Genomic DNA, 19076 nt, shown 5'->3' on the forward strand with positions numbered 1-19076 from the left:
CGGTGCTTCTTTCATTGGATGTGTGTGGTTGCGCGTCGTGCGGCGATCGTCCAGACCAGGGCCGCCATGGCGAGGATGACGGCGATCATCGTCCGGGATGCGGTGGCCACCGGTTCGCCTATCAGCTGGAAGCATGCCAGTACCACGGTGGCGGGCAGCAGCATGATGAGGATGAGTCCGGCGACGCGGATCGCCTCGTCTACGGCGGTGGCGCCGTAGAGCCTGCGGACGAGCATCGACGGCCGTTCCCGTGCGAGGGTCACGGACAGTGTCCGGATGATCACGATGACGGTGAGCGCGAGGAAGGCGGACAGTCCGAGTAGGTACATCAGCGCGCGCACGATGAGGTCCCTGTCGCGTTGGGGTTGTTCCGTGTTCAGCCGGTGCGGCACGAGTATCAGGCCGGCGTCGCGGCTTCCCGTGATGAAACTGTCGAGCTGGGTTCGGGATGGGTTGAACATGACCGTTTTGGTCACCGCCTCTTCGAGTTCGATGTCGTTGAGCCGGTTCAATGAGCCCGGGTCGAGTCGGATGACGATGGTCCGGTCCAGGTTGATGCCGGCGGTGTTCGGGTCGAATATGGCTGCCGAGGCCGGCAGCGTGCCGGTTACCTTGACGTCGACGCCGGCGATATGCACGCTGTCGGGTGCCTGCGCCCGGTCCACCCGGTAGCCGATGGACGCGCAGGGCGCGTGGGAGCACAGGCCCAGCCGGGGGAACACGTCATCGACGTTGCCCATCAGGACGATGGCCGGTATGCCGTTGGCGAAATCGGGATCGTCGATCTCGACGTTGTTGACGATCGCGGCGTACCCCCTGCCCTGTTCCAGCATGTCCCGCAAACTATCCGTCACCTTGGGACTCGTCTTGCTCGGGGACTGCAGGAGGTATTGCGGGGAGAACGTGACCGCGTCGGCGGCCCGCAGACGAGCCTCGCCGCTGATCACGCTGGATTCGGTCAGCACGTCGCTGAGCGTCATCGTGAACACGCTTCCCGCGAAGACGACGAGCAGTGTGATGCCGAGGATCGATCCCCATCGCCTCAATCCCATGCGGATGCCGGTCATCAGTTCATGGATCATCGTTCCACCTCGTCATTCGATCGTATGCCGAGCCATTCAGCCAACGCCGTCACAAGCGCCGTCAGGACCGTGCCGCTGATAAAAGCTGCGGCGAACGCGGCCGCCGGGCCGATGCCGGTCCTGCCCGACACCACGGTGATGAGCACGGCGCTCAACATCGTTCCTGCCAGCACGCCGGCCACGATCGGGGCAACGGCCTCGCGCACCCGGCCCGCCCACACCTGCCTGCCGGTGGCGCCGAACAGCCGTCTGACATGCAGGTCGGCCTTCCTTGTCGTCTCCATCGTCATGACGCACACGCAGGCGCAGACCAACGCTAGTACCAGAAACAGCAAGGTGATGCCCACGAAGGAGTCGCCGGCGAGGGACGACCACAACGATTGCGCCTGCGGCTGCGTCACGTCCATGCCGCAGCGCGCGAACAGGTCCGAGATCTCCCGGAGCCGCTGCGGGTCGCTCGTGTTCACGTACACGCTGCCGGGAAACAAGGGAACCGCCCCCAACGGGAGCACGTACTGCAGGTTGCCGCCGACGTTCGCCCCCGGAACCCTGACGACACCGCCGACGGAAAACCCGGCGGGCAATAGCGGTGCATCCCCATGCTCACGCCATTGCCCGGCCGAGAACGACGACTCGATCACACAGGCCGCGCGACTGTTCATGTTCCGGCATTCTTGCGGAAGCGCATCGGCCCATCCGATGGAGGCCCCCGACGACTGGAACACGATCGCCGGCCAACCGTCCCCCACGGAACCCTCCAACAGGGAAATACCGTGACCGGAAAGATACTCGGCCAGATCACGCGTCGCCTCAAGATTCTTTCCGTCGTCGTGCCCGGTATCCGCGGAGGCGGTCAGCACCAGTTGCGTCTTCGCGTCGGACATGCCCCATTGCGAGCCACGCCAATCAAGAACGCTCCAGTACACCGCCCAGGCAAGAAACGAAGACAACATCCCCAACAGCAACGATATTGCGCAAATGGATGTAGAAAAAAACTTTAGATGACGGGTAATTTTTAGCATTCCGTATCTTTCCAATCACGGTATTTCTAGATGGGTGCAATAAGAAATGCGTCAGAAGTATTCAACACCCCAGTAATAGTGCGTGACGTACTTATCGCCCCACAATACGGAATCCCAGACGGAGTCCGTCCTGCTTCGAACCTGAGTGTCTCCTGAATAGGAAGCGGCTGATGTATACAGTCGTCCGGTATCCAAGCTGGGGCCGGCCTGTCGGGTGAAACGCTGATATCCGCGACGCGCGTGACGCCCGCCATCATTATAGGAAGCCTGAATCTGTACGTAGCCATTCACCTTGATGCCGCCAATGCTGCTTTCCCATGTGCGTCCATAATTCGGACCGCCGGCAAAAGCGGTAGAAGGCAATGCGATGCCAGCGATACCCAGAATTGCCGCAAGGACAATTGCCGTAAATTTCTTTCGAACAATCATGATTACTCCTTTGTTGGAAAATTTGGAATGTGTAAAGACATGCGTAAAAAACTAGATGATAATTACTTTCCTTTCTGCTAGATGCCGAAGTCTTATGGCTTCGTCTTGCAAGATCCAGTCTTCTACCCCAGCGAGATAGAAACAATCAGAGAAGGAGTTATTGACATCTAGAGATGACTCGCAATACGTCAATCGGAGAAGGGGAAAGCTACAACTAGCTGCTTCTATAGCCAACCTAATACTGATTATGTTTGTTTTTGTCATCTCAAGATGACAAAAACAAACAACGGCTCTTTCAGCATATTCACTTACACTGTTCCTTGGTTTCAATCTCCCCACAAGGCGCACGCAGGGTGCGCCTTTTCGCGATCGAGGGAGATCAATATGCCGAAAATCAGGCATTCCCATGGAAACCATCCGCAGAAGCCGCCGCGAAGCAAGTGGGGAACCGTGCTGGCCCGTTATGACAGAACCGGCATGCTAATCGCATGGCAGGTTCGATATCCGAATCCATTAGAACCCGGCAAACGCGTCCAACGCCAGTTCAAGCCGGATCAGGAGCTCGAAGCCCGTAGATGGCTGGAAGCCGAAAAGTACCTTGTCAGCCTCCATCGTAACGGCATCGCCGAATGGGTTCATCCAACAGAACGAAGCCGACGAAAAGCCGTCGCGGAAAAGAGCCAGACACAACGCAATATGTTGTTCCGCGACTATGTGATGCGATGGGCCGAGGAATACCGGCTGCCCGACGGCAATGGCATCGCCGGTGGCACGCGTCGCAATCTTTATCTGGACATTGGCCATTTTCTGCCAAGTCTTGGAGACCTGCCGCTTAACGAGATCACTCCGTCCATCATCAAGGCTTGGTATGATGCGCCTCACCCGGAAGGCCGGTGGGCATTCTGACGCTCATGCATGCGGCTGAAGGCGGTACTTGAGTCAGCCACCCGTGGCGGATTGGATGGTTCGGAGCCATTGCTGTCCTTCAATCCCTTCATATTCCATATTCCGCCAGCGCCACAGCCCGCCCGCATCAACGTGCCGCCGGTGACTCCTTCCGAATTGATCCTGCTGGCGAATGCCATGCCCGATTACACCAGACTGTCCGTATTCCTCTCGACTTTAGTGGGTGGTCTGCGATGTGGCGAACTATGTGGGCTGCAGGTGCAAGACATCGATCTGAACAGGCAGATACTTCACGTCCGGCATTCCGTGAATCGCGGTGACGCTGACAGAGGGGATCTCCAATTCGGTAAGACGAAAACGGAATCCAGCATCAGGAACGTACACATCCCGGATACGCTGATTTCTCTTATTCGACAGCACCTTTCTGATTACTGCGATCTGACCCGACCGGATTCGCCGGTGTTCGTGCCCAAACGTGCAAGAATCATGTCCCAGACAACGCTGGACGGCCAGTTCGCCAAAGCCCGGTTGAAAGCAGGACGCCCTGATCTGACATTCCAAGCATTACGAGCCAGCCATGCAACATTACTCATGATTCAGGGTGGAACGTTGCGGGAAGTCATGAATCAATTGGGACACGTCAGTGAGAAGGTTGCCATCCGGTACTACCAGCTCACCGTCGCCTCACATCAGAGTCAAGTGGTTGACGAGCTTGCCGAATCATTTATGAGCGGTATCCAGCGGCGTGAATTCTAGACCAAAGTGATGCACCATCGCGATACGTGACTCACCTTCGTATAGGAAATGCCGTGAGGGATCTGAATCTGGTCCCTCACGGCATTTCGGTATCTGACTGGTCGAAGTCTCACAATCGCAGCATCAGACGGATTGGAAGCGCAGATAGTCCGTTAACTCCCACACCGTATCTTGCAGCCGACGGAGTTCGGAGTCTCGGCTGAGAGTACGCCATTGCGCCGCATACGCCTCCATCCAGATCTCCAATGCTCCGGCAAGGTTCGCCGCGTCGTCATGCTGAATCGCCTCAGTGCCAATGACCCCGGTCTCGGACGCGAGTCGGAGGCCAACTCGGTTCAGAAGTCGCTGCCCCTCGATGGCTACGCGAAATGCAGCGGCATCCCCGTTGGCCCAAGGTCCTGAGGTCGCGGCGATTGCGGAGATTCGACGGGCACTGGTCTGTAGAAGGTGATCTGCGGTTTCGCCGAGCGTGACGTGATGCTTCAGATAGCGGAGCAGCATCCGTCGGGATTCCGCAAGTGACGGTGCCCGGCTTCCGTCCTGAAGGGCGCGGACCACGTCGTCCGGTCGTTCGTCTTCCGGCAGCAGTCCTGGGATGGTTTGCAGGACCCCGGTGTTGACGCCGCCCCGTCCGTCATCAAGTTCCAGCCATGTGATTAGATGGTTCCATTCGAAGCTGACCGCATGACTGGCATGGGTGAGGATATCAAGCAGTTCGCCGCTGGCGTCGTGGTATTCGAGTCGGGAGATGCGGCGGAGCATGTCGGTTTCGTCGGGGATGCGTCCGGGGTTCCATGATTCCTGTGCGCCGATGATCATGCCGGGGATGGCCATGCGCGGGTCGTTGACGTGGCCGAGGTCGCCCCAGTCGGTGACGAGCATGCCTTGCGCATGGTATTGCTCGCCGTATCGGGCCATACGGACGATGTTGTTCCAGGCGTCGTCGATGCGCGGCAGGAGCGCGTTCCAGCACCACACAGCGGGGCAGACGATCTGCGTGGCGCCGGATTCGGCGACGGTGCGGATCTTCCCGTCGTCGACCTGCGGATCGTACTGCCAGTTGAGCAGCGTGACGGTTTCGGGCAGGCGTTCCAGGATCTCGGGGTGTTCGAGGGCGATGTCGCCCCACATCATCGGCTTCTTGCCCTGGGTTTCGAGGTGGCGGCACAGGCGGGTGACGTAGTCGGCGTACATTGCGGCGACTCCGATCCGCTCGGCGAGGGGTTTGGAGCGGCCCTTGCCGAGGTCGAAGGTCTCGTCGGCGCAGATGTTGAACTTGTCCGAGCGGAACAACTGCAGGTAGTCGTCGATGAGCCGGCACGACAGGTCGAAGGCGCGGTCGTCGCTGATGTTCAACGTGTGGTGGCGCATGCGGTCGATGAACCCGAACGGCTCGTCGGCGTCCTCCGGGAATTCGCCGAGGTCGCGCAGACCCTGCGTGCGCAGGGCCATATACAGGTGCCCGAACGTGGAGACCGACGGCACCAGTTCGATGCCCCGTTCGGCGCAGTACCCGTCGAATTCGAGGATGTCGCGCGGGGCGAGCGGGCTGGAGCCGCGCCAGGTCTCGCTCATCCCGTCGAAGCGGAAGGTGTGTTCGACGTAGAGCTGGAGCTGGTTGTACCGGTAGAGGCAGAGCTTGTCGGCCCAGGTCTTGAGCCAGTCGAGGGTGGGGACGCGTCCGCGGGTCACGTCGAGGTAGTAGCCACGCGTTTCGAAGGCGGGCTCGTCCTCGATGCGCAGGCAGGGCAAGGCGGCGCCGCATTGGCGGATGAGCTGGCGCAGGGTCTGCACACCGTTGCGCACGCCCTCGAAGTCCGCACCCCTGACGGTCACGCCGTCCTTGGTGACGTCGAGCGTGTACGCGCCGGACGGACGCGCATGGAGATCGTCCAGTGTCGTCAATGTGATGAATCCAGGCCAACGGTCACCCGTGGCGATGTCCCATTCCAATCCCGTAACCGCACGGATGTCGTCGGCAAGTTGTGTTGCGAGTACCTGCCGTTCGTCTCCGAACGCACGTGGCTCGTTGACTCGGCCGCACATCGGCAGCAGTGAGACGCCCGCCTTGTGTTGTACGGTCTGCGGCTTGGGAATGATGGTCCATCCCTTCAGGGTTGCTTGATCGCTCATGGAAGTCCTTTCTCAGTGGTTCACCTTTGATTGCGCTATATTGCGTTTTGGGTTCCGAGATGACGCGCGGCGCCGGAACCACTCGCGGAAATGGTCCCGGCGCCGCACGCATTGTTTATCGCTCCGTTTGGGTTATTTGACGGCTCCGGTGGTGACGCCCTTCATGATGTTCCTTTGAATGATCATGAAGAAGATCACGACGGGCAGGGAGAAGATGACGGATGCGGCCATCTGCCCGCCGAAGTCGGTGCCCATGGTGGGCGTGGAGAACGAGGAGAGCCACACGGGCAGCGTGTACTTGGACTGGTCCTTCATGAACGTGTAGGCGGTCATGTAGTCGTTCCAGGCGTTGATGAACGCGAACACGGACGTGGACACGATGCCGGGCGCGGCCAGGGGGAAGGTGATCTTCCACAGGATCTGCCAGTCGTTGGCCCCCTCGACGGCCGCGGACTCGAAGATGTCCTTCGGGATGTTCAGGAAGAAGCCGCGCATGTTCCAGATCGCGAACGGCAGGACCATGGCGATGTACGCGAGGATCAGGCCGCTGTACTTGTTGAGCAGGCCGAACTGGTTGAAGATGATGAACTGCGGGATGATGCCGCCCGAGGTCATCTGGATGGCCAGCACGAACACCATGATCGCCTTGCGGCCGCGGAACCGGTAGAGGGTCAGGGCCGCGCACGCGAAGAACGCGAGGACGATCGACAGGACGATCGACACGGCGGTCACGATCACGCTGTTCTTCAGGTTCGTCAGGAACGAGGTCTGGGTGACGGCCACCATGAAGTTGTCGATCGACAGCTTCGCGGGCCAGAACACGGGAGTCACGGTCATGATCTGGTTGCGCGGCTTGATCGACGTGACGAACATCCAGTAGACCGGGAAGATCCACACGATGCAGAACGCGACGGCCAATACGATCGTGCCGACGCGGCGCAGCTCGGCCGATGCGCTGCGCTTGGCGCGCGGCGCGATGCCGTGGTTTGCGGTTGCCCTATTCATGGTCACAGGTCCTCCCCGGATTTGAGCAGGTATCGGATGTACACGCTCGTCAGGGCGAGCAGGATGAGCGTGACCAGCACGCTCGCGGCGGCGCCGGTGCCGATGTCGAACGACACGAACGCCTTCTTGTAGGTGAAGATGCCGATCGTCGCGGTCGTCTCGCGGGGTCCTCCCTGGGAGACGAGCCAGATCTGGTTGAACACGTTGAAGTCCCAGATCACCGACAGCATCGTGATGACCATCAGACTCGGCTTGATCAGCGGCACGGCGATCTGCCAGTAGCAGCGCAGCTTCGAACAGCCGTCCAATTGGGCCGCCTCAAGGCAGGACTTGTCCACCTGCGTGGTCGCCGCGTACAGGTTGATCGCGATGTACGGGACGGCCTGCCAGACGACCAGCAGCCAGATCTCCAGGAACGCGAGCCACGTGTTGTCGGTCCACGACAGGTTCGTCACGTCGCCGAACAGACGGGTCTGGGTCAGCAGCCAGTTGACCACGCCGTACCCCGGCTGGAACAGCCACTTCCACACCACCGACGAGGCGACGTTCGGCATGGCCCACGCGAAGATCAGCACGAACGTGACCAGCCAGCGCATCACCGGCCCCAATTTGGTCATCAGCTGGGCCACGCCCATGCCGATCAGCACGCTGCCGGCCACGAGGGCGGCCGCGAACCCGAACGTGCGGGCCAGCGACTTGTAGAACTCCGGGTCGGTCAGCACGTTCTCGTACTGGTCGAACCCGACGATGTTGAACGAGCCCGTGAACAGGGTCTTCTGGTTGAAGTCCGTGAACGACGTGAAGACCAGGAAGATCAACGGCACCACGACCAGCGCGACGATGATCACGCCGGCGGGCGTCAGCAGCCACAGGGGCGTCAGATTGCGACGCCGCTTCACCACGGGGACGGCGGCAGCCGTCGATTGCGCATTGCTCATCACGCTTCCCCTACTTCTTCGCGTACAGGGAGTCCGCATGCTCGTCGAACGACTTGGCCGCGGCCTTGGCCGTGGTCGCGCTGGTGGCGATGTCTCCGAAGCAGTTCAGGGAGCTGTCGTTCTCGATGGTCAGCCATTGCGGGGACGCCGGTGTGGCCTTGGTGTCCTTCGCCGATTCGAAGAAGCCGGTCAGGTAGGACGGGAAGTCCGCGGACTTCATGACCTCGTCGAGGCCTTCGACGTAGTTGGGCATCCATCCGTCCTTGGCGAACACGTAGTCCTTCTGGATCTCGGGGCTCGCGGCGATCTTGATCCACTTGAGCGCCAGCTCCTGGCGCTTGCTCTTCTGCGCGACGCCCCACACCGATCCGGCCATCATTGCCGGCTGGAGCTTGCCGCTGGCGCCGGGCATGGGGAACGATCCCAGATCGTCGGTCGTGAGGTCGGGGTTGTACTGCTGGATGGTGCGGATGCCGGCGCTGTTGTTCAGGATCGCACCGGTCTTGCCTTCGGCCAGCAGCTGGCTGAAATCGGGGTTGCCGGTGTCCAGCGAGCGGGATGCCTCGGAGGACCACTTGTGCTGGAATTCCAGCCATTGGTCGATGCCCTTGAGCGAGGCGTCGCTCGACAAGGTGCTCTTCCAGGTTCCGTCCGACTGCTGTTCGGCGAAATCGCCGCCGGCATCCCAGATCCACCGCGCCGCCGACTTCCAGTCACGCCCCGGCATATAGAACGGGGAGAAATCCTTGTCGGTGTTCGCATCCCGGAGCTTCTGGAGATCGGTCTCAAGCTCCTCGTACGTGCTCGGAGGATTGTCGATTCCGGCCGCGGACCACATCTTCTTGTTGTAGATCACGGCGCCGGCGGCTCCCAGCGCGGGAATGCCATACAGTCTGCCGTCGATGGTGGCGGGCTCCTCAAGGCCGGACAGCCAGGTGTGCCCCTGCCTCATGTCGTCGGCCTTGTCCGTCAGATCCAAAAGGCCGCCGCTCACGGCGAACCCTGCGACCTGCGTGTTGCCCAGATCGATCACGTCCGGCGGCGTGTCCGTGGACAGCGCGGTCGTCACCTTCGTATTGATATCGGCCCACACCTGGGTCTGCACATCGACCTTGACGCCCGTCTCCTTGGTGAACCGCTCGTTGATCGCCTTGATGGTGTCCTCGCTCTGGTCGCCCTGCATGATCCACACCGTCAGCTTGCCACCTGCGGACGCATCCTGCTGCGAGCCGCCGGACGGGGCTCCCATCGAGCATCCCGACAGGGTGAGCGCCGACGCGGCCGCCAAGGCGATGGCCGCTGAAATCCTCTTCGTTCTCATGATGGTTTCCTTTTCCTGGAATGCCTGCCCGACGCCGTCGTTCGGAGGAATGGCGCGACGTGCCGCTGCGCACGACGGTCCCGGGTCCGTATCCGCCCGCGCTGCCATGCGCGGGCGATGCCGCTACGGACGCCGTTGCCGACGTCCGTAGCGATACCGAGGAACATGACGCCACACCACTTCTGGGCATCGCGCCGCAGCAAGACCGGATATTTTGTTAGCAAGCCTTGCGTAATTCCTGTAGTTGGTTTCAACCTCCTTGAAAGCCAAGGATATGACGCCTTAACCTTTTTTGCAAGTCAGTCGAACAAAATAATGGATGTGGTGCACCCCGTCTGTCGGAGTTTAAGGAATCTGGTTTCGGCGCGCCGATGGTCCGTCGGCACCGGGGTCTGGTCAGCAGGCGATGAGGGACGCTCCGAGCGCGCCAATCGGAATCGACGCATCGGCGAGCCGCAGGCGTTCCGTCAGCCGCAGACCCGCGATGAATCCGCTGGAGGCCTCCCTGTTGCACAGTTCCCCGCGCAGCGCATCAAGCAACGGGGACCCGGCGCGGGAAACACCGCCTCCGATGACGATGACCGAAGGATCCGCGGCCTGGGCGACGATCTGCACGACGTCGGCGAGGGCATGCAGCGCGATGCCGAGAACCCGTTCCGCTTCGCCATCGCCGCCGTCGGCCCTCGCGAGATTGTCGGGCAGCGGAGGATCCGCGACGGGCCACATGCGCCGCAGGCCCCCTCCCGAGCATGCGGTCTCCAGGCATCCGCGCTGACCGCATTGGCACGCCATGCGGTTGGGGTCCACCGGCAGGTGGCCGATCTCCCCGAGGGCGCCGGTGTCGCCGCGTTCGACGAGACCGGCGCGGACGAAGCCGGCCGCCAGCCCCGTCCCTAGGTTGACGAACGCCATCCTGCCGCGCCTGAGTCGGTCGGGTAGTGTTCCATAGGCTCCCAGCGCCGCGGCGTTCACATCGTTGTCCACCCACACGGGAAGGCCGAGCATGCCGGATGCGCGACCTCCCAGCTCCAGGTTCTCGATTCCGAGATTGACCACGTTCTCCACGCGCCCGGTGTCGCGGTGCACCAGCCCGGGGATGCCGATGCCCACCGATCTCACCTCATCGAACCGCATTCCGGCCACCTGCCGCACGATGGCGACCGCATCCTCCACGACCTCGTCACCGCCTTTCCGGGCTGCCTTGCGCGCGGATGCGAGAACCGTGCCGGCCGCATCGGTCAGCACCGCCTCGATCTTCGTTCCGCCGACATCCACGCCGACGCGCAGGTTCTCTGTTTCCGGCGTACCACTGGCATTCATCGTCATGACGATCTCCGTTCCCGAGGGCGGACTCCTGTTTCGTCCGCCCGCCATTATGTTCGGAATCCTTACATATTGGATTCGGGAAGCGATGATACACCACGCCACGCGCGCTTGGCGGCGGGACGCACGTGGCGTCAGGACGAGGCCGCCGCGGACAGCCCGCGCCTGCCCACGATCTCGCGCAGCACGGAGACCGCCTGCCCCCGCAGAGTGGCGTCGTCACCGAGCTCACACCGGCGCACCCGCATACTGCTCTGGTAGTCGTTCCGCGACAAGGAGTTGACGGTCTCGTCGCATGCATTGAGCAGCGTCTCGCCGACGATGTCGGGAGGTCCGTAGACGGCGATGTCATGAAGATTCAGCAGGCTCGCCGGCATGGCCAGAGCTCCGCCGAGCCTCGCGCCAGCTTCGGCCAGGATGTCCGCGCGCCGATTCGGGTCCTGGCGAATGCGGTCGCGCAACGCGATGGCGGAGACGTAGGTCTCCAGGCAGCCGCGCTTGCCGCAGGTGCATGCCGGACCATTCGGGTCGATCACAACATGGCCGATCTCACCGGCCGCATGGTCGTCGCCATCCACGAACTCGTCGTTCAGCAGCACCGACGCACCGATGCCCCGGGTGATCTGCACGAGCAGGCAGTTGGGATTGCCGTGCCCGAGGAAGCGGTCGGCGAGCAGTGCGGCGTTCGCGTCGTTGTCCACTCGGACCGGCAACGAGAACTCGCCTTCGAGCATGTCGCGAAGCTCCACGTCGTCCCAGCCGAGATTGGAACTGGATATCACCCTCCCCGCACCGGAGACCACGCCGGGGACTGCGACGCCGATGCCGACAAGCCCCGAACCGGCAAGCCGGATCATCTGACCGACGAGCGAAAGCACGTCGTCGAGATCGACCCGATCGCCATCATCAAGCACACGTTCGCGACGCTCCACGATTCTGGCCCGCAGATCCATCACGGCGCCGGTCATCACATACGGGCGCGACAGATCGATGCACACCAGACGAAGCACGTCCGTATCGATGGCCAGCAAGGTGCCCGGCTTGCCGCGGCCATCCCGTTTCCCCGACCCCAGTTCACGTAGCAGGCCGTCGTCGATCATCTCGCCGGTCACATCCGTGGCGGTGGCGCGCGAGAGCCCCGTCTCCTTGCATAGGTCGGCGCGCGACAGTTGCCGGTCGGGGAACAGCAGCCGGAACAACAGTCTACGGTTGTTGGCCCTTGCGTCGCTGGGATTGGATTTAGCGTACATGGGAGCCCTCCTCGGGTGAGACGATTGCGGAAATGCGGAATCACATTATCGGGACGGACATCCCGGCGTCATCCTCGAACGGCTTTCAGAATAACACCCATCAGGGGACTGACAATATGAAAACCCCGGCACTTTGACAAGTTTCCCATCTCTGTACATAATCATGTTCGACATCCAAACAAAATAGTTGCGACATACGGCCAAAGACGGTCAAGCACGGAAAGAAGACCAACATGAACAACACCACACGCGCAGCCATAGCCACGGCCGCCATCGGAGCCCTGCTCATCCCGCTCGCGGGATGCGGCAACACGACCACAAGCTCGGGCAAGACCGAACTGACGGTATGGTCATGGGACGCCAGCATCGATCGCGCCGCCAAAAACTTCATGAAGGCCAACCCCGACATCACGATGAAGGTGAGCAACGTCGGCAGCACCGAGGAGACCTACACCGCGCTCAACAACGCGGCCCAGGCCGGCAACGGCCTGCCCGACGTCACCCTGATCGAATACCTCGCCATCCCGCAGTTCGTGCACTCCGGCACGCTCATGGACCTGAGCAAGATCTACGACACCGTCAAGCTCAAGAAGACGTTCACCCCCGGCACATGGAACTCCGTGAACATCAACGGCGGCCTGTACGCAATGCCCGCCGACTCGGGCCCCATGGCCTACTTCTACGACAAGGACGTGTTCGACAAAGCCGGCATCAGCGAACCACCGACCACCTGGGACGAGTTCTACGAGGACGCGAAGAAGATCCGCGCCACCGGCTCCTACATCACCTCCGACTCCGGCGACGCGGGCCTGTTCAACGCGATGATGTGGGCCATGGGCGGCCACGCCTACAAACTCAACGACGAAAAACTGACCATCAATATCACCAAGGACAAAGGCGCCCAGCGGTTCATGAACCTCTGGCAGAAGATGCGCGACGAAGACCTCATCGACGTCCACACGAAGACCTGGACCGACGACTGGATGAAGTCACTGGGCGACGGCTCCATCGCCAGCCTCATCAGCGGCGCATGGATGGCCAACAACCTCCTGCAGGGCGTGCCCCAAGCCACCGGCAAATTCCGCGTAGCCCTCCTGCCCACCATCGACGGCACGCCCATCAACGGCGAATACGGCGGCAGCGGACTGGCCATCACCAAGAAGATCCCCGACGGCAAACTCGACGCCGCCAAAAAGTTCGTCGAATACGTTACCACCAACGACGAAGGCATCGACGCCCGCGTATCCAACGGCAGCTTCCCCGCCACCACCAAGACCCTCAACCAGAAGGACTTCCTCGCCAAGACCACGCTCAGAAACGCCGACGGCAGCGACAACGAGTTCTTCGGCGGCCAGAAATACAACGAGGTCTTCTCCCAGGCCGCCAAGGACGTCACCGGCAAATGGGAGTTCCTGCCCTTCGAACCCTATGCCCGCTCCATCTACAACGACAATATGGGATCATTCTTCTCCGGCAAGGAGACTTTCAAGGCTGCCGCTGACAAGTGGCAAAAGGCTTTAAAGAACTATGCCGCAGATCAAGGATTTAGCGTTCAATGATGGAATAGAGTGGCTGACAGGAGGCGTTTGTTCTTGCCAGCCACTTGTGCTTGTTTTTTACGCTTTATCGGCTGTCCATACGAGCAGGGCTCCGGCGAGGGAGACGACGATGACGCCGAACACGGCCGTGAGAGTGATGGTTTGGTGCAGGATCAGCGCGGCGATGACCACACTCATGGCTGGGTCGATGGAGAACAGCGTGCCGACCACGCGCGCCGACGTGATGCGCCCGGACAGCGTGTCCATCGTGTAGGGAATCGCCACTCCCAGCACTGCCGACGCGGCGATGACGCCCCATTGGGCGGGCGTCGCATGCGCGGCGTGGCTGACCGATACCGGCAGCGTGGTGAGAGCGGCGACCGTGACCGACAGGGCGAGCCCGTCCAGTCCGGTGCCCTTGCCGACCTTGTCGGCGAACAGCGTGTACAGGCCGAAGCAGCAGGCCGAACCCAAGGCGAACAGGTAGCCGGTCGGGTTGAAGTAGCCTCCCGGCGTGAACGAGATCAATCCCACACCCACCAGCGCGACCACCGCGCACAGTCCCTCGCGCCAGTGATGAGATCCGGCCAGGGCGACCACGCACGGGCCGAGGAATTCCAGGGTGACGGCCACGCCCATCGGGATGCGGTCGATGGCCGAGTACAGGCAGACGTTCATCGCCGCCATCGCCAGCCCGTAGACCACGATGCCCAACCATTCGCCTTTCGACCGGCCCGCGAGTTTCGGACGGATGAGCGCGAGCATGACGACCGCGGCGACAAGCATACGCATCGAACTGACCGGAATCGGCCCCAACGCATCGAACAACGACGCCGACAGGGACGAAGAGGTCTGGATGCCCAACGAGCCGACTGTCACCATGCCTGTTGCGAGCAGTATTTTGTCTCGGGTATTTATAGATTTCATCGTTTGATTCGGCTGAGAATATCCTGTTCGGTCAGCAGCATGGATGCCTCGATATTATCGTCGCCTAGGAAGAACTGCGGCAATTCCGGAGCGTTACCGTGTTCTCCTAAAGCCGGGGAAATTGAAATTGCGTCATATTGTGCAATACGTTCACGAATACGATGACGTATCTGCATCGGGTTCTTACCAATATGGTCAAAAGTAGATCGCGATTGAATTACCAGCGTGAAAGCACTTCCCAGATTGCGACTACGGCGTTTAACGTGATGTGGGGTACTGAAATTGATAAAGAAATCAACACCTCCATACCAAAAATCCCAATTGGGATCGTTTGGATTGGTAGGTGCGGAAGCAGGCCAAGGTGTCTGATCCGCTGTTAGTAGTTCCTTGAGAATAGCGGAAGCTAAATTCTTATCTTCTTCAAGATTATTGGTACCCGCTCCTTCAATCCAAAGAACAATTGTCTGATTCGAATTTTCCATGATTGATTGAACTGCCGCATTGAACAACAGTACTATTTGCTGATATCCTGCTGAAACATCAGCAAGACCAAACAATAAATCATTGTGTCGGAACGCCAATGGTACAAAAATACACGGGAACCCCTTGCTTTGAACAGCTTCGTCAAATTCCCGTAGATATTTCATCGCTTTTGCTGGTGCTGTGTGGATATCAAAAAGCGCACTTTTGTCGGAAGAATCAGTAGTCATATCCCCTCCTGTAAATGAAACTGATTTACGTCAAATGATGCCAGGTGTGTCTTCTTGATAGTTCGTTTTGGGATGCTATGTCATCTATAGATGACATCCGCGCCGCTTGTGGAGAGAATGCTCCAGGCGGGGCTGTTCGACATACTCTCCGCAATCGGCGCGGGAACGCGGCCCCGGGCCATGCGCTGTGCGCATGACCGTGCTGTCTGGCCGCTCGCATGCTCGCGGCGGTGGGCCGCGCGGAATCTGACGAAGGGTTTGCGGCCACCACCAGCATGCCATGCGCTCCGTCTGCGTTCCCTGCGCCGTGTCCCGCGCCGCTCCCGTGCCTGCGCTACGACGGCGAACCAGCATGCCGTCTTCGCTACGGCCCGGATCGTCGCGGTCCACGCCTCCGGTCTCTCCGCCTGCGCGCATGGCAGGCGGGTGGTGTCCGAAATGGAAACCACACGGAAAGGACCGATGGACATGAACGACATGGTGGATACCCGCACGGCGGGAACCGGACTGGCGAAGCGCGTACGCGACGGGTTCCTTCAGGACCGGCGTGAACTTGGACCGGCGGAAGCGGCCGACAAGTGGTTCGCGCCCCTGATGGACAGGTGGAACGGCCTGCTGTCGCGCGACGAGGGAGGCTTCTCCCATGAGGAGCGCGTCACGCTGGCGGTGCTGATGACCGAGTGCCTGAGCATGCGGGACGCGCTGATACTCGCATCTTTGCGCGAGATGGGCGGCGGCGAACTGCACATGCTGTACGCCCAGCCGCATTCGATGGAGTCGGCGGCCGTGGTCATGCGCGAACTGTCACGGGCGTTCAAGGACGCCGCCTACCAGCCGGACACGAGACGCGGGGAACGCGCGACGGCGTTGCTGGAATCGGTGACGGCCGACGCCCCGGACGGATACAAGGCACAGCCGATGGCGTCGTGCGCGTACCTGCTGTGGATGGCCGACCGTTCGACCGCCGCCGCGGTGCGCGCGCTCAAGGCCTTGGCCTTGGACGACGACTGCTCGTTGGCATCCCTCGTGCTCGCGGCCAGCGAACACGGCATCCGCCCCGCGTGGACGGAACGCCGCCGCCACTGAGCGTCGGCCGTGGATTCATCTGGCTGGGGCTTCCGATTCCGGAAGCCCCAGCCAATCCCCAATCATCTGTTTTTTCAAGGAGACAATCATGGAAACCGCAATCATCGAACGTCCCGTATCGGCCGACGAAGGCATGGAGGAATCGAACATCGTCATGCTGGACGTGGGACTTATCGATCCGAACCCCGCGAACCCGCGCCGTGACGTAGGCGATGTGTCGGAACTCGCGGATTCGATACGCGCGCAGGGCATCCGGCAAAACCTGCTCGTCACTCCCACGCCGCAGGGACGCTACCTGCTCGTCATCGGGCATCGCCGCCTCGCCGCCGCCAAACTCGCCGGATTGAGCCGGGTGCCCGCCGTGGTGGCCGATTTGTCGGAACGGGAGCAACGCGAGCTCATGCTCGTGGAGAACAGCCAGCGCGCCGACCTGACCGTCATCGAGGAGGCCGACGGCTATCAGGGGCTTCTCGATTTGGGCGTGGGCGTGGACGAGGCAGCGCAACGCACCGGCCGTTCCACGTCATTGGTGCGCCGACGCCTGAAGATAGCCGCCATCGGCGAGAACGCGCGAAGCAAGGCCGGAACAGCCCAGCTGAGCATCGACGACTGGGAGACCATCGCCGACTTCGACCGGCATCCAGACCTTCAGGAACGGCTCGCCGAGGCGGCAGGCGGCAAGAACTGGAACATGGCCGTCAAGCACGCCCGGCAGGAGCGAACATGGCGCGAATGGCTCGACACGGCGCGAGCCGAATTGGAACGCATGGGCATCGACGCGGCCGACGAACAGCCGAACACGGACAACTGGTATGACTCGCCAAAGGGATTGCGTCGCACCACGATGCTGACCACGGGCGACATCGCCAAGGCCATCGACGCATGGCGCGACTCCCATGACGGAGCCACGCCCGTCGTGGGAGTGCGGGCCGAAGGCGCGTCATGGGCGCGCGGCATCGCCCTGTACGAAACCGTGGACGAGGAGGCCGAGACCGCGGCCCGCGAGGCGCGTGAGGCGCGTTGGCGCGAGGAACGGGAACGCGAGGAACGCGAGACGGCACCGGCCAAGGAGTTCGCGCGGGCAAGCCGTGATTTGCGCATCGCGTTCGTGACGCATCTCATGGAACTGAAATCCCAGCCGAAGGGCATCGGCAAAGCCGTCGCCCTGCTGTCCGCGAGATTCGCGCTCGATACGCTCACCGAGGGATTCGACCAATGGAACAGTCATGCCGAGGACGTCTGGGAGCAAATCACCGGCATCGGCACGGCGGGCGACGACGCCGATGAAGCAAAGCCGGAGGACGAGGCCGAAGACCCGTTACGCAAGTCCGTCACCGCGATGATTGCCGGCGACCCGCAACGGGCCGCGTTCGGACTGCTCTACGCCTTGGCCGAAGAGCGCGTCAGCTGGGAAACGTGGCGTGACGCGGCGACCATCGCGGAACACGCCGCACCGTTGTACGAGGCGTTGGAAACACTCGGCTACCGCACCTCGGACACGGAAGCCGAAGCCCTCAACGGCTCCCTCGTACCAATCGATGACGACGACAATGGCAGGGATACCGGCATAGGGCAGGGCAACGAACCGGATGACGCTGGGGCGTCGCAAGCCGACGACGCATCCGGCGAGCCGGACGACGCCGAATAAGCGACGGACGGGGGCGAATGGCGAAACGTGACGGCGCATGCGCGCCCGCGCCTTCCGGAGCCAAGCGGCGGCGGATGACGTTCAGCCGTGGCGGGAGGAGCGTCGTCGGAGCCGCGCGTCGCACCAATCCATGAGCATGCTCGCAAGCACGGCCGTGAGAAACGCGGCGACGATCAACGCGAACGAGCCGTCCAATGCCGGAGCGTCCGAGCCGGCGAGGAAATGCATGAGCAGGAACGCCAGCATAAGCAATCCCGACAGCATGGCGAACGCCGTGAACACGGAGTTCGCGAGGAACACCACGAGCCGCAACGGGTGCGCGAGCAGGGCAAGGCACGAGGCCACGCCACGCATCAGCATACGTATCACGCCCGTCGCCAGCGACAGGCCAAGCATCACCAGCAGCATCGGCATCGCCGTCACCTCCCGTATGTAGCCAATGTCATCCAGCGTAGCCGCCAGGACGCGGGAAACCGAATCGCAATCCCTCCGGGTCCAATCCAATCGAACCGGATTCTCCGGCGTCACCGGCATCGGCCGCATTCGCCGTTGCGGCGTTGCCTTCCGTCAGGGCAATCTCCGGCGTATCGACGGCGGATGCCGGTCGGCCGTCGGATTCGAGGGACGAATCCTCGTCATCATGGATTTCGCCGTGACTATCGGCGGGATTGGCCTGCCCGTAGTCGGGCGTGACGGCATGGAACGCCATGCCCGTCTCCCTTGGCTCCATCCTGAGCGTGCGCACGAGCTGGGCGCGAGGCATGTGATGGTCGTCGCAGAACGATTGGGCGGCGTCACGGAATCGTTCCGCGGCCCAGCGCATATCGTCCAGCAGGATACCCAAACGCGACAGTTCGCCGCGTTTGCGCCGAAGCGCCTCCAACTCGGCATCCAATGCGTTGTCGGCGATGGCGCGCATCGCCCGGTTGCGTTCCCTCGGCTTCGCCATGACGGTCTCCTCACGGTGATTGTTCTTCACTGCTCCGCATCGTAGAACGACGC

18 protein-coding genes are annotated in these 19076 nt (G+C 61.6%); 5 read left to right on the top strand and 13 right to left on the bottom strand.

What is annotated here, in order from left to right:
• Nucleotides 1-11: 11 nt before the first annotated feature.
• The 3 genes from JS531_RS06410 to JS531_RS06420 all read right to left on the bottom strand — a co-directional run bounded on the left by JS531_RS06410 (nucleotide 12) and on the right by JS531_RS06420 (nucleotide 2533).
• Nucleotides 12-1082 carry a hypothetical protein gene (locus JS531_RS06410; RefSeq protein WP_214314238.1) on the bottom strand — a complete coding sequence of 357 codons (1071 nt, stop codon included), beginning with the start codon at nucleotides 1080-1082 and terminating at the stop codon, nucleotides 12-14.
• The gene (locus JS531_RS06415; RefSeq protein ID WP_214314240.1) at nucleotides 1079-1966 is read right to left on the bottom strand and encodes a hypothetical protein; all 888 of its coding nucleotides are present in this window, start codon (nucleotides 1964-1966) and stop codon (nucleotides 1079-1081) included. The genes JS531_RS06410 and JS531_RS06415 overlap by 4 nt, the downstream gene beginning before the upstream one ends.
• Before the next feature lie 189 nt (nucleotides 1967-2155).
• Entirely contained in the window at nucleotides 2156-2533 is a 378-nt protein-coding gene (locus JS531_RS06420; protein ID WP_094667167.1) for a hypothetical protein, read from the bottom strand.
• Between the two features lie 384 nt (nucleotides 2534-2917).
• Between JS531_RS06420 and JS531_RS11065 the strand changes: the two genes are divergently transcribed.
• The gene (locus tag JS531_RS11065) at nucleotides 2918-3439 is read left to right on the top strand and encodes an N-terminal phage integrase SAM-like domain-containing protein (protein WP_240542079.1); all 522 of its coding nucleotides are present in this window, start codon (nucleotides 2918-2920) and stop codon (nucleotides 3437-3439) included.
• 9 nt (nucleotides 3440-3448) lie between these two features.
• A complete protein-coding gene (locus JS531_RS11070) occupies nucleotides 3449-4195 on the top strand; it encodes a site-specific integrase (RefSeq protein ID WP_240542080.1) in 747 nt (248 codons plus the stop codon).
• A gap of 123 nt (nucleotides 4196-4318) precedes the next feature.
• On the opposite strand, the gene JS531_RS06430 is transcribed toward JS531_RS11070, so the two are convergent.
• The 6 genes from JS531_RS06430 to JS531_RS06455 all read right to left on the bottom strand — a co-directional run bounded on the left by JS531_RS06430 (nucleotide 4319) and on the right by JS531_RS06455 (nucleotide 12165).
• Nucleotides 4319-6328, bottom strand: coding sequence for a glycoside hydrolase family 20 zincin-like fold domain-containing protein (locus JS531_RS06430; RefSeq protein WP_214314242.1), 2010 nt, complete (start codon nucleotides 6326-6328; stop codon nucleotides 4319-4321).
• Nucleotides 6329-6460: 132 nt separating this feature from the next.
• Complete coding sequence (locus JS531_RS06435; RefSeq protein ID WP_214314251.1) at nucleotides 6461-7333, bottom strand: carbohydrate ABC transporter permease; 873 nt, start codon at nucleotides 7331-7333, stop codon at nucleotides 6461-6463.
• A gap of 2 nt (nucleotides 7334-7335) precedes the next feature.
• Nucleotides 7336-8271 carry a sugar ABC transporter permease gene (locus tag JS531_RS06440; protein ID WP_240542081.1) on the bottom strand — a complete coding sequence of 312 codons (936 nt, stop codon included), beginning with the start codon at nucleotides 8269-8271 and terminating at the stop codon, nucleotides 7336-7338.
• Between the two features lie 10 nt (nucleotides 8272-8281).
• Complete coding sequence (locus tag JS531_RS06445) at nucleotides 8282-9592, bottom strand: sugar ABC transporter substrate-binding protein (RefSeq protein WP_214314253.1); 1311 nt, start codon at nucleotides 9590-9592, stop codon at nucleotides 8282-8284.
• 396 nt (nucleotides 9593-9988) lie between these two features.
• The gene (locus JS531_RS06450; RefSeq protein ID WP_214314255.1) at nucleotides 9989-10918 is read right to left on the bottom strand and encodes an ROK family protein; all 930 of its coding nucleotides are present in this window, start codon (nucleotides 10916-10918) and stop codon (nucleotides 9989-9991) included.
• 131 nt (nucleotides 10919-11049) lie between these two features.
• A complete protein-coding gene (locus tag JS531_RS06455; RefSeq protein ID WP_094729296.1) occupies nucleotides 11050-12165 on the bottom strand; it encodes an ROK family protein in 1116 nt (371 codons plus the stop codon).
• Between the two features lie 233 nt (nucleotides 12166-12398).
• Here JS531_RS06455 and JS531_RS06460 point away from each other — a divergent pair, with 233 nt between their 5' ends.
• The gene (locus JS531_RS06460; protein ID WP_214314263.1) at nucleotides 12399-13724 is read left to right on the top strand and encodes a sugar ABC transporter substrate-binding protein; all 1326 of its coding nucleotides are present in this window, start codon (nucleotides 12399-12401) and stop codon (nucleotides 13722-13724) included.
• Nucleotides 13725-13781: 57 nt separating this feature from the next.
• Here JS531_RS06460 and JS531_RS06465 read toward each other — a convergent pair whose 3' ends face one another.
• Together JS531_RS06465 and JS531_RS06470 are read right to left on the bottom strand one after the other, a co-directional pair.
• Nucleotides 13782-14585, bottom strand: a complete 804-nt coding sequence (locus JS531_RS06465) for an EamA family transporter (protein ID WP_240542082.1) — start codon at nucleotides 14583-14585, stop codon at nucleotides 13782-13784.
• Nucleotides 14586-14626: 41 nt separating this feature from the next.
• Nucleotides 14627-15340, bottom strand: a complete 714-nt coding sequence (locus JS531_RS06470) for a YqcI/YcgG family protein (RefSeq protein WP_214314266.1) — start codon at nucleotides 15338-15340, stop codon at nucleotides 14627-14629.
• A gap of 468 nt (nucleotides 15341-15808) precedes the next feature.
• On the opposite strand from JS531_RS06470, the gene JS531_RS06475 reads away from it, so the two are divergent.
• Together JS531_RS06475 and JS531_RS06480 are read left to right on the top strand one after the other, a co-directional pair.
• Entirely contained in the window at nucleotides 15809-16426 is a 618-nt protein-coding gene (locus tag JS531_RS06475; RefSeq protein ID WP_214314268.1) for a DUF4192 family protein, read from the top strand.
• An 88-nt stretch (nucleotides 16427-16514) separates the two neighbouring features.
• Complete coding sequence (locus tag JS531_RS06480) at nucleotides 16515-18074, top strand: ParB/RepB/Spo0J family partition protein (RefSeq protein ID WP_214314270.1); 1560 nt, start codon at nucleotides 16515-16517, stop codon at nucleotides 18072-18074.
• An 81-nt stretch (nucleotides 18075-18155) separates the two neighbouring features.
• On the opposite strand, the gene JS531_RS06485 is transcribed toward JS531_RS06480, so the two are convergent.
• Complete coding sequence (locus JS531_RS06485) at nucleotides 18156-18488, bottom strand: hypothetical protein (protein WP_125981157.1); 333 nt, start codon at nucleotides 18486-18488, stop codon at nucleotides 18156-18158.
• A 28-nt stretch (nucleotides 18489-18516) separates the two neighbouring features.
• Complete coding sequence (locus JS531_RS06490) at nucleotides 18517-19023, bottom strand: hypothetical protein (RefSeq protein ID WP_214314272.1); 507 nt, start codon at nucleotides 19021-19023, stop codon at nucleotides 18517-18519.
• Between the last annotated feature and the right edge of the window lie 53 nt (nucleotides 19024-19076).

This window comes from Bifidobacterium sp. CP2, from assembly GCF_018555635.1.
In the GTDB taxonomy this organism is placed as follows: Bacteria; Actinomycetota; Actinomycetes; order Actinomycetales; family Bifidobacteriaceae; genus Bifidobacterium; species Bifidobacterium saguinibicoloris.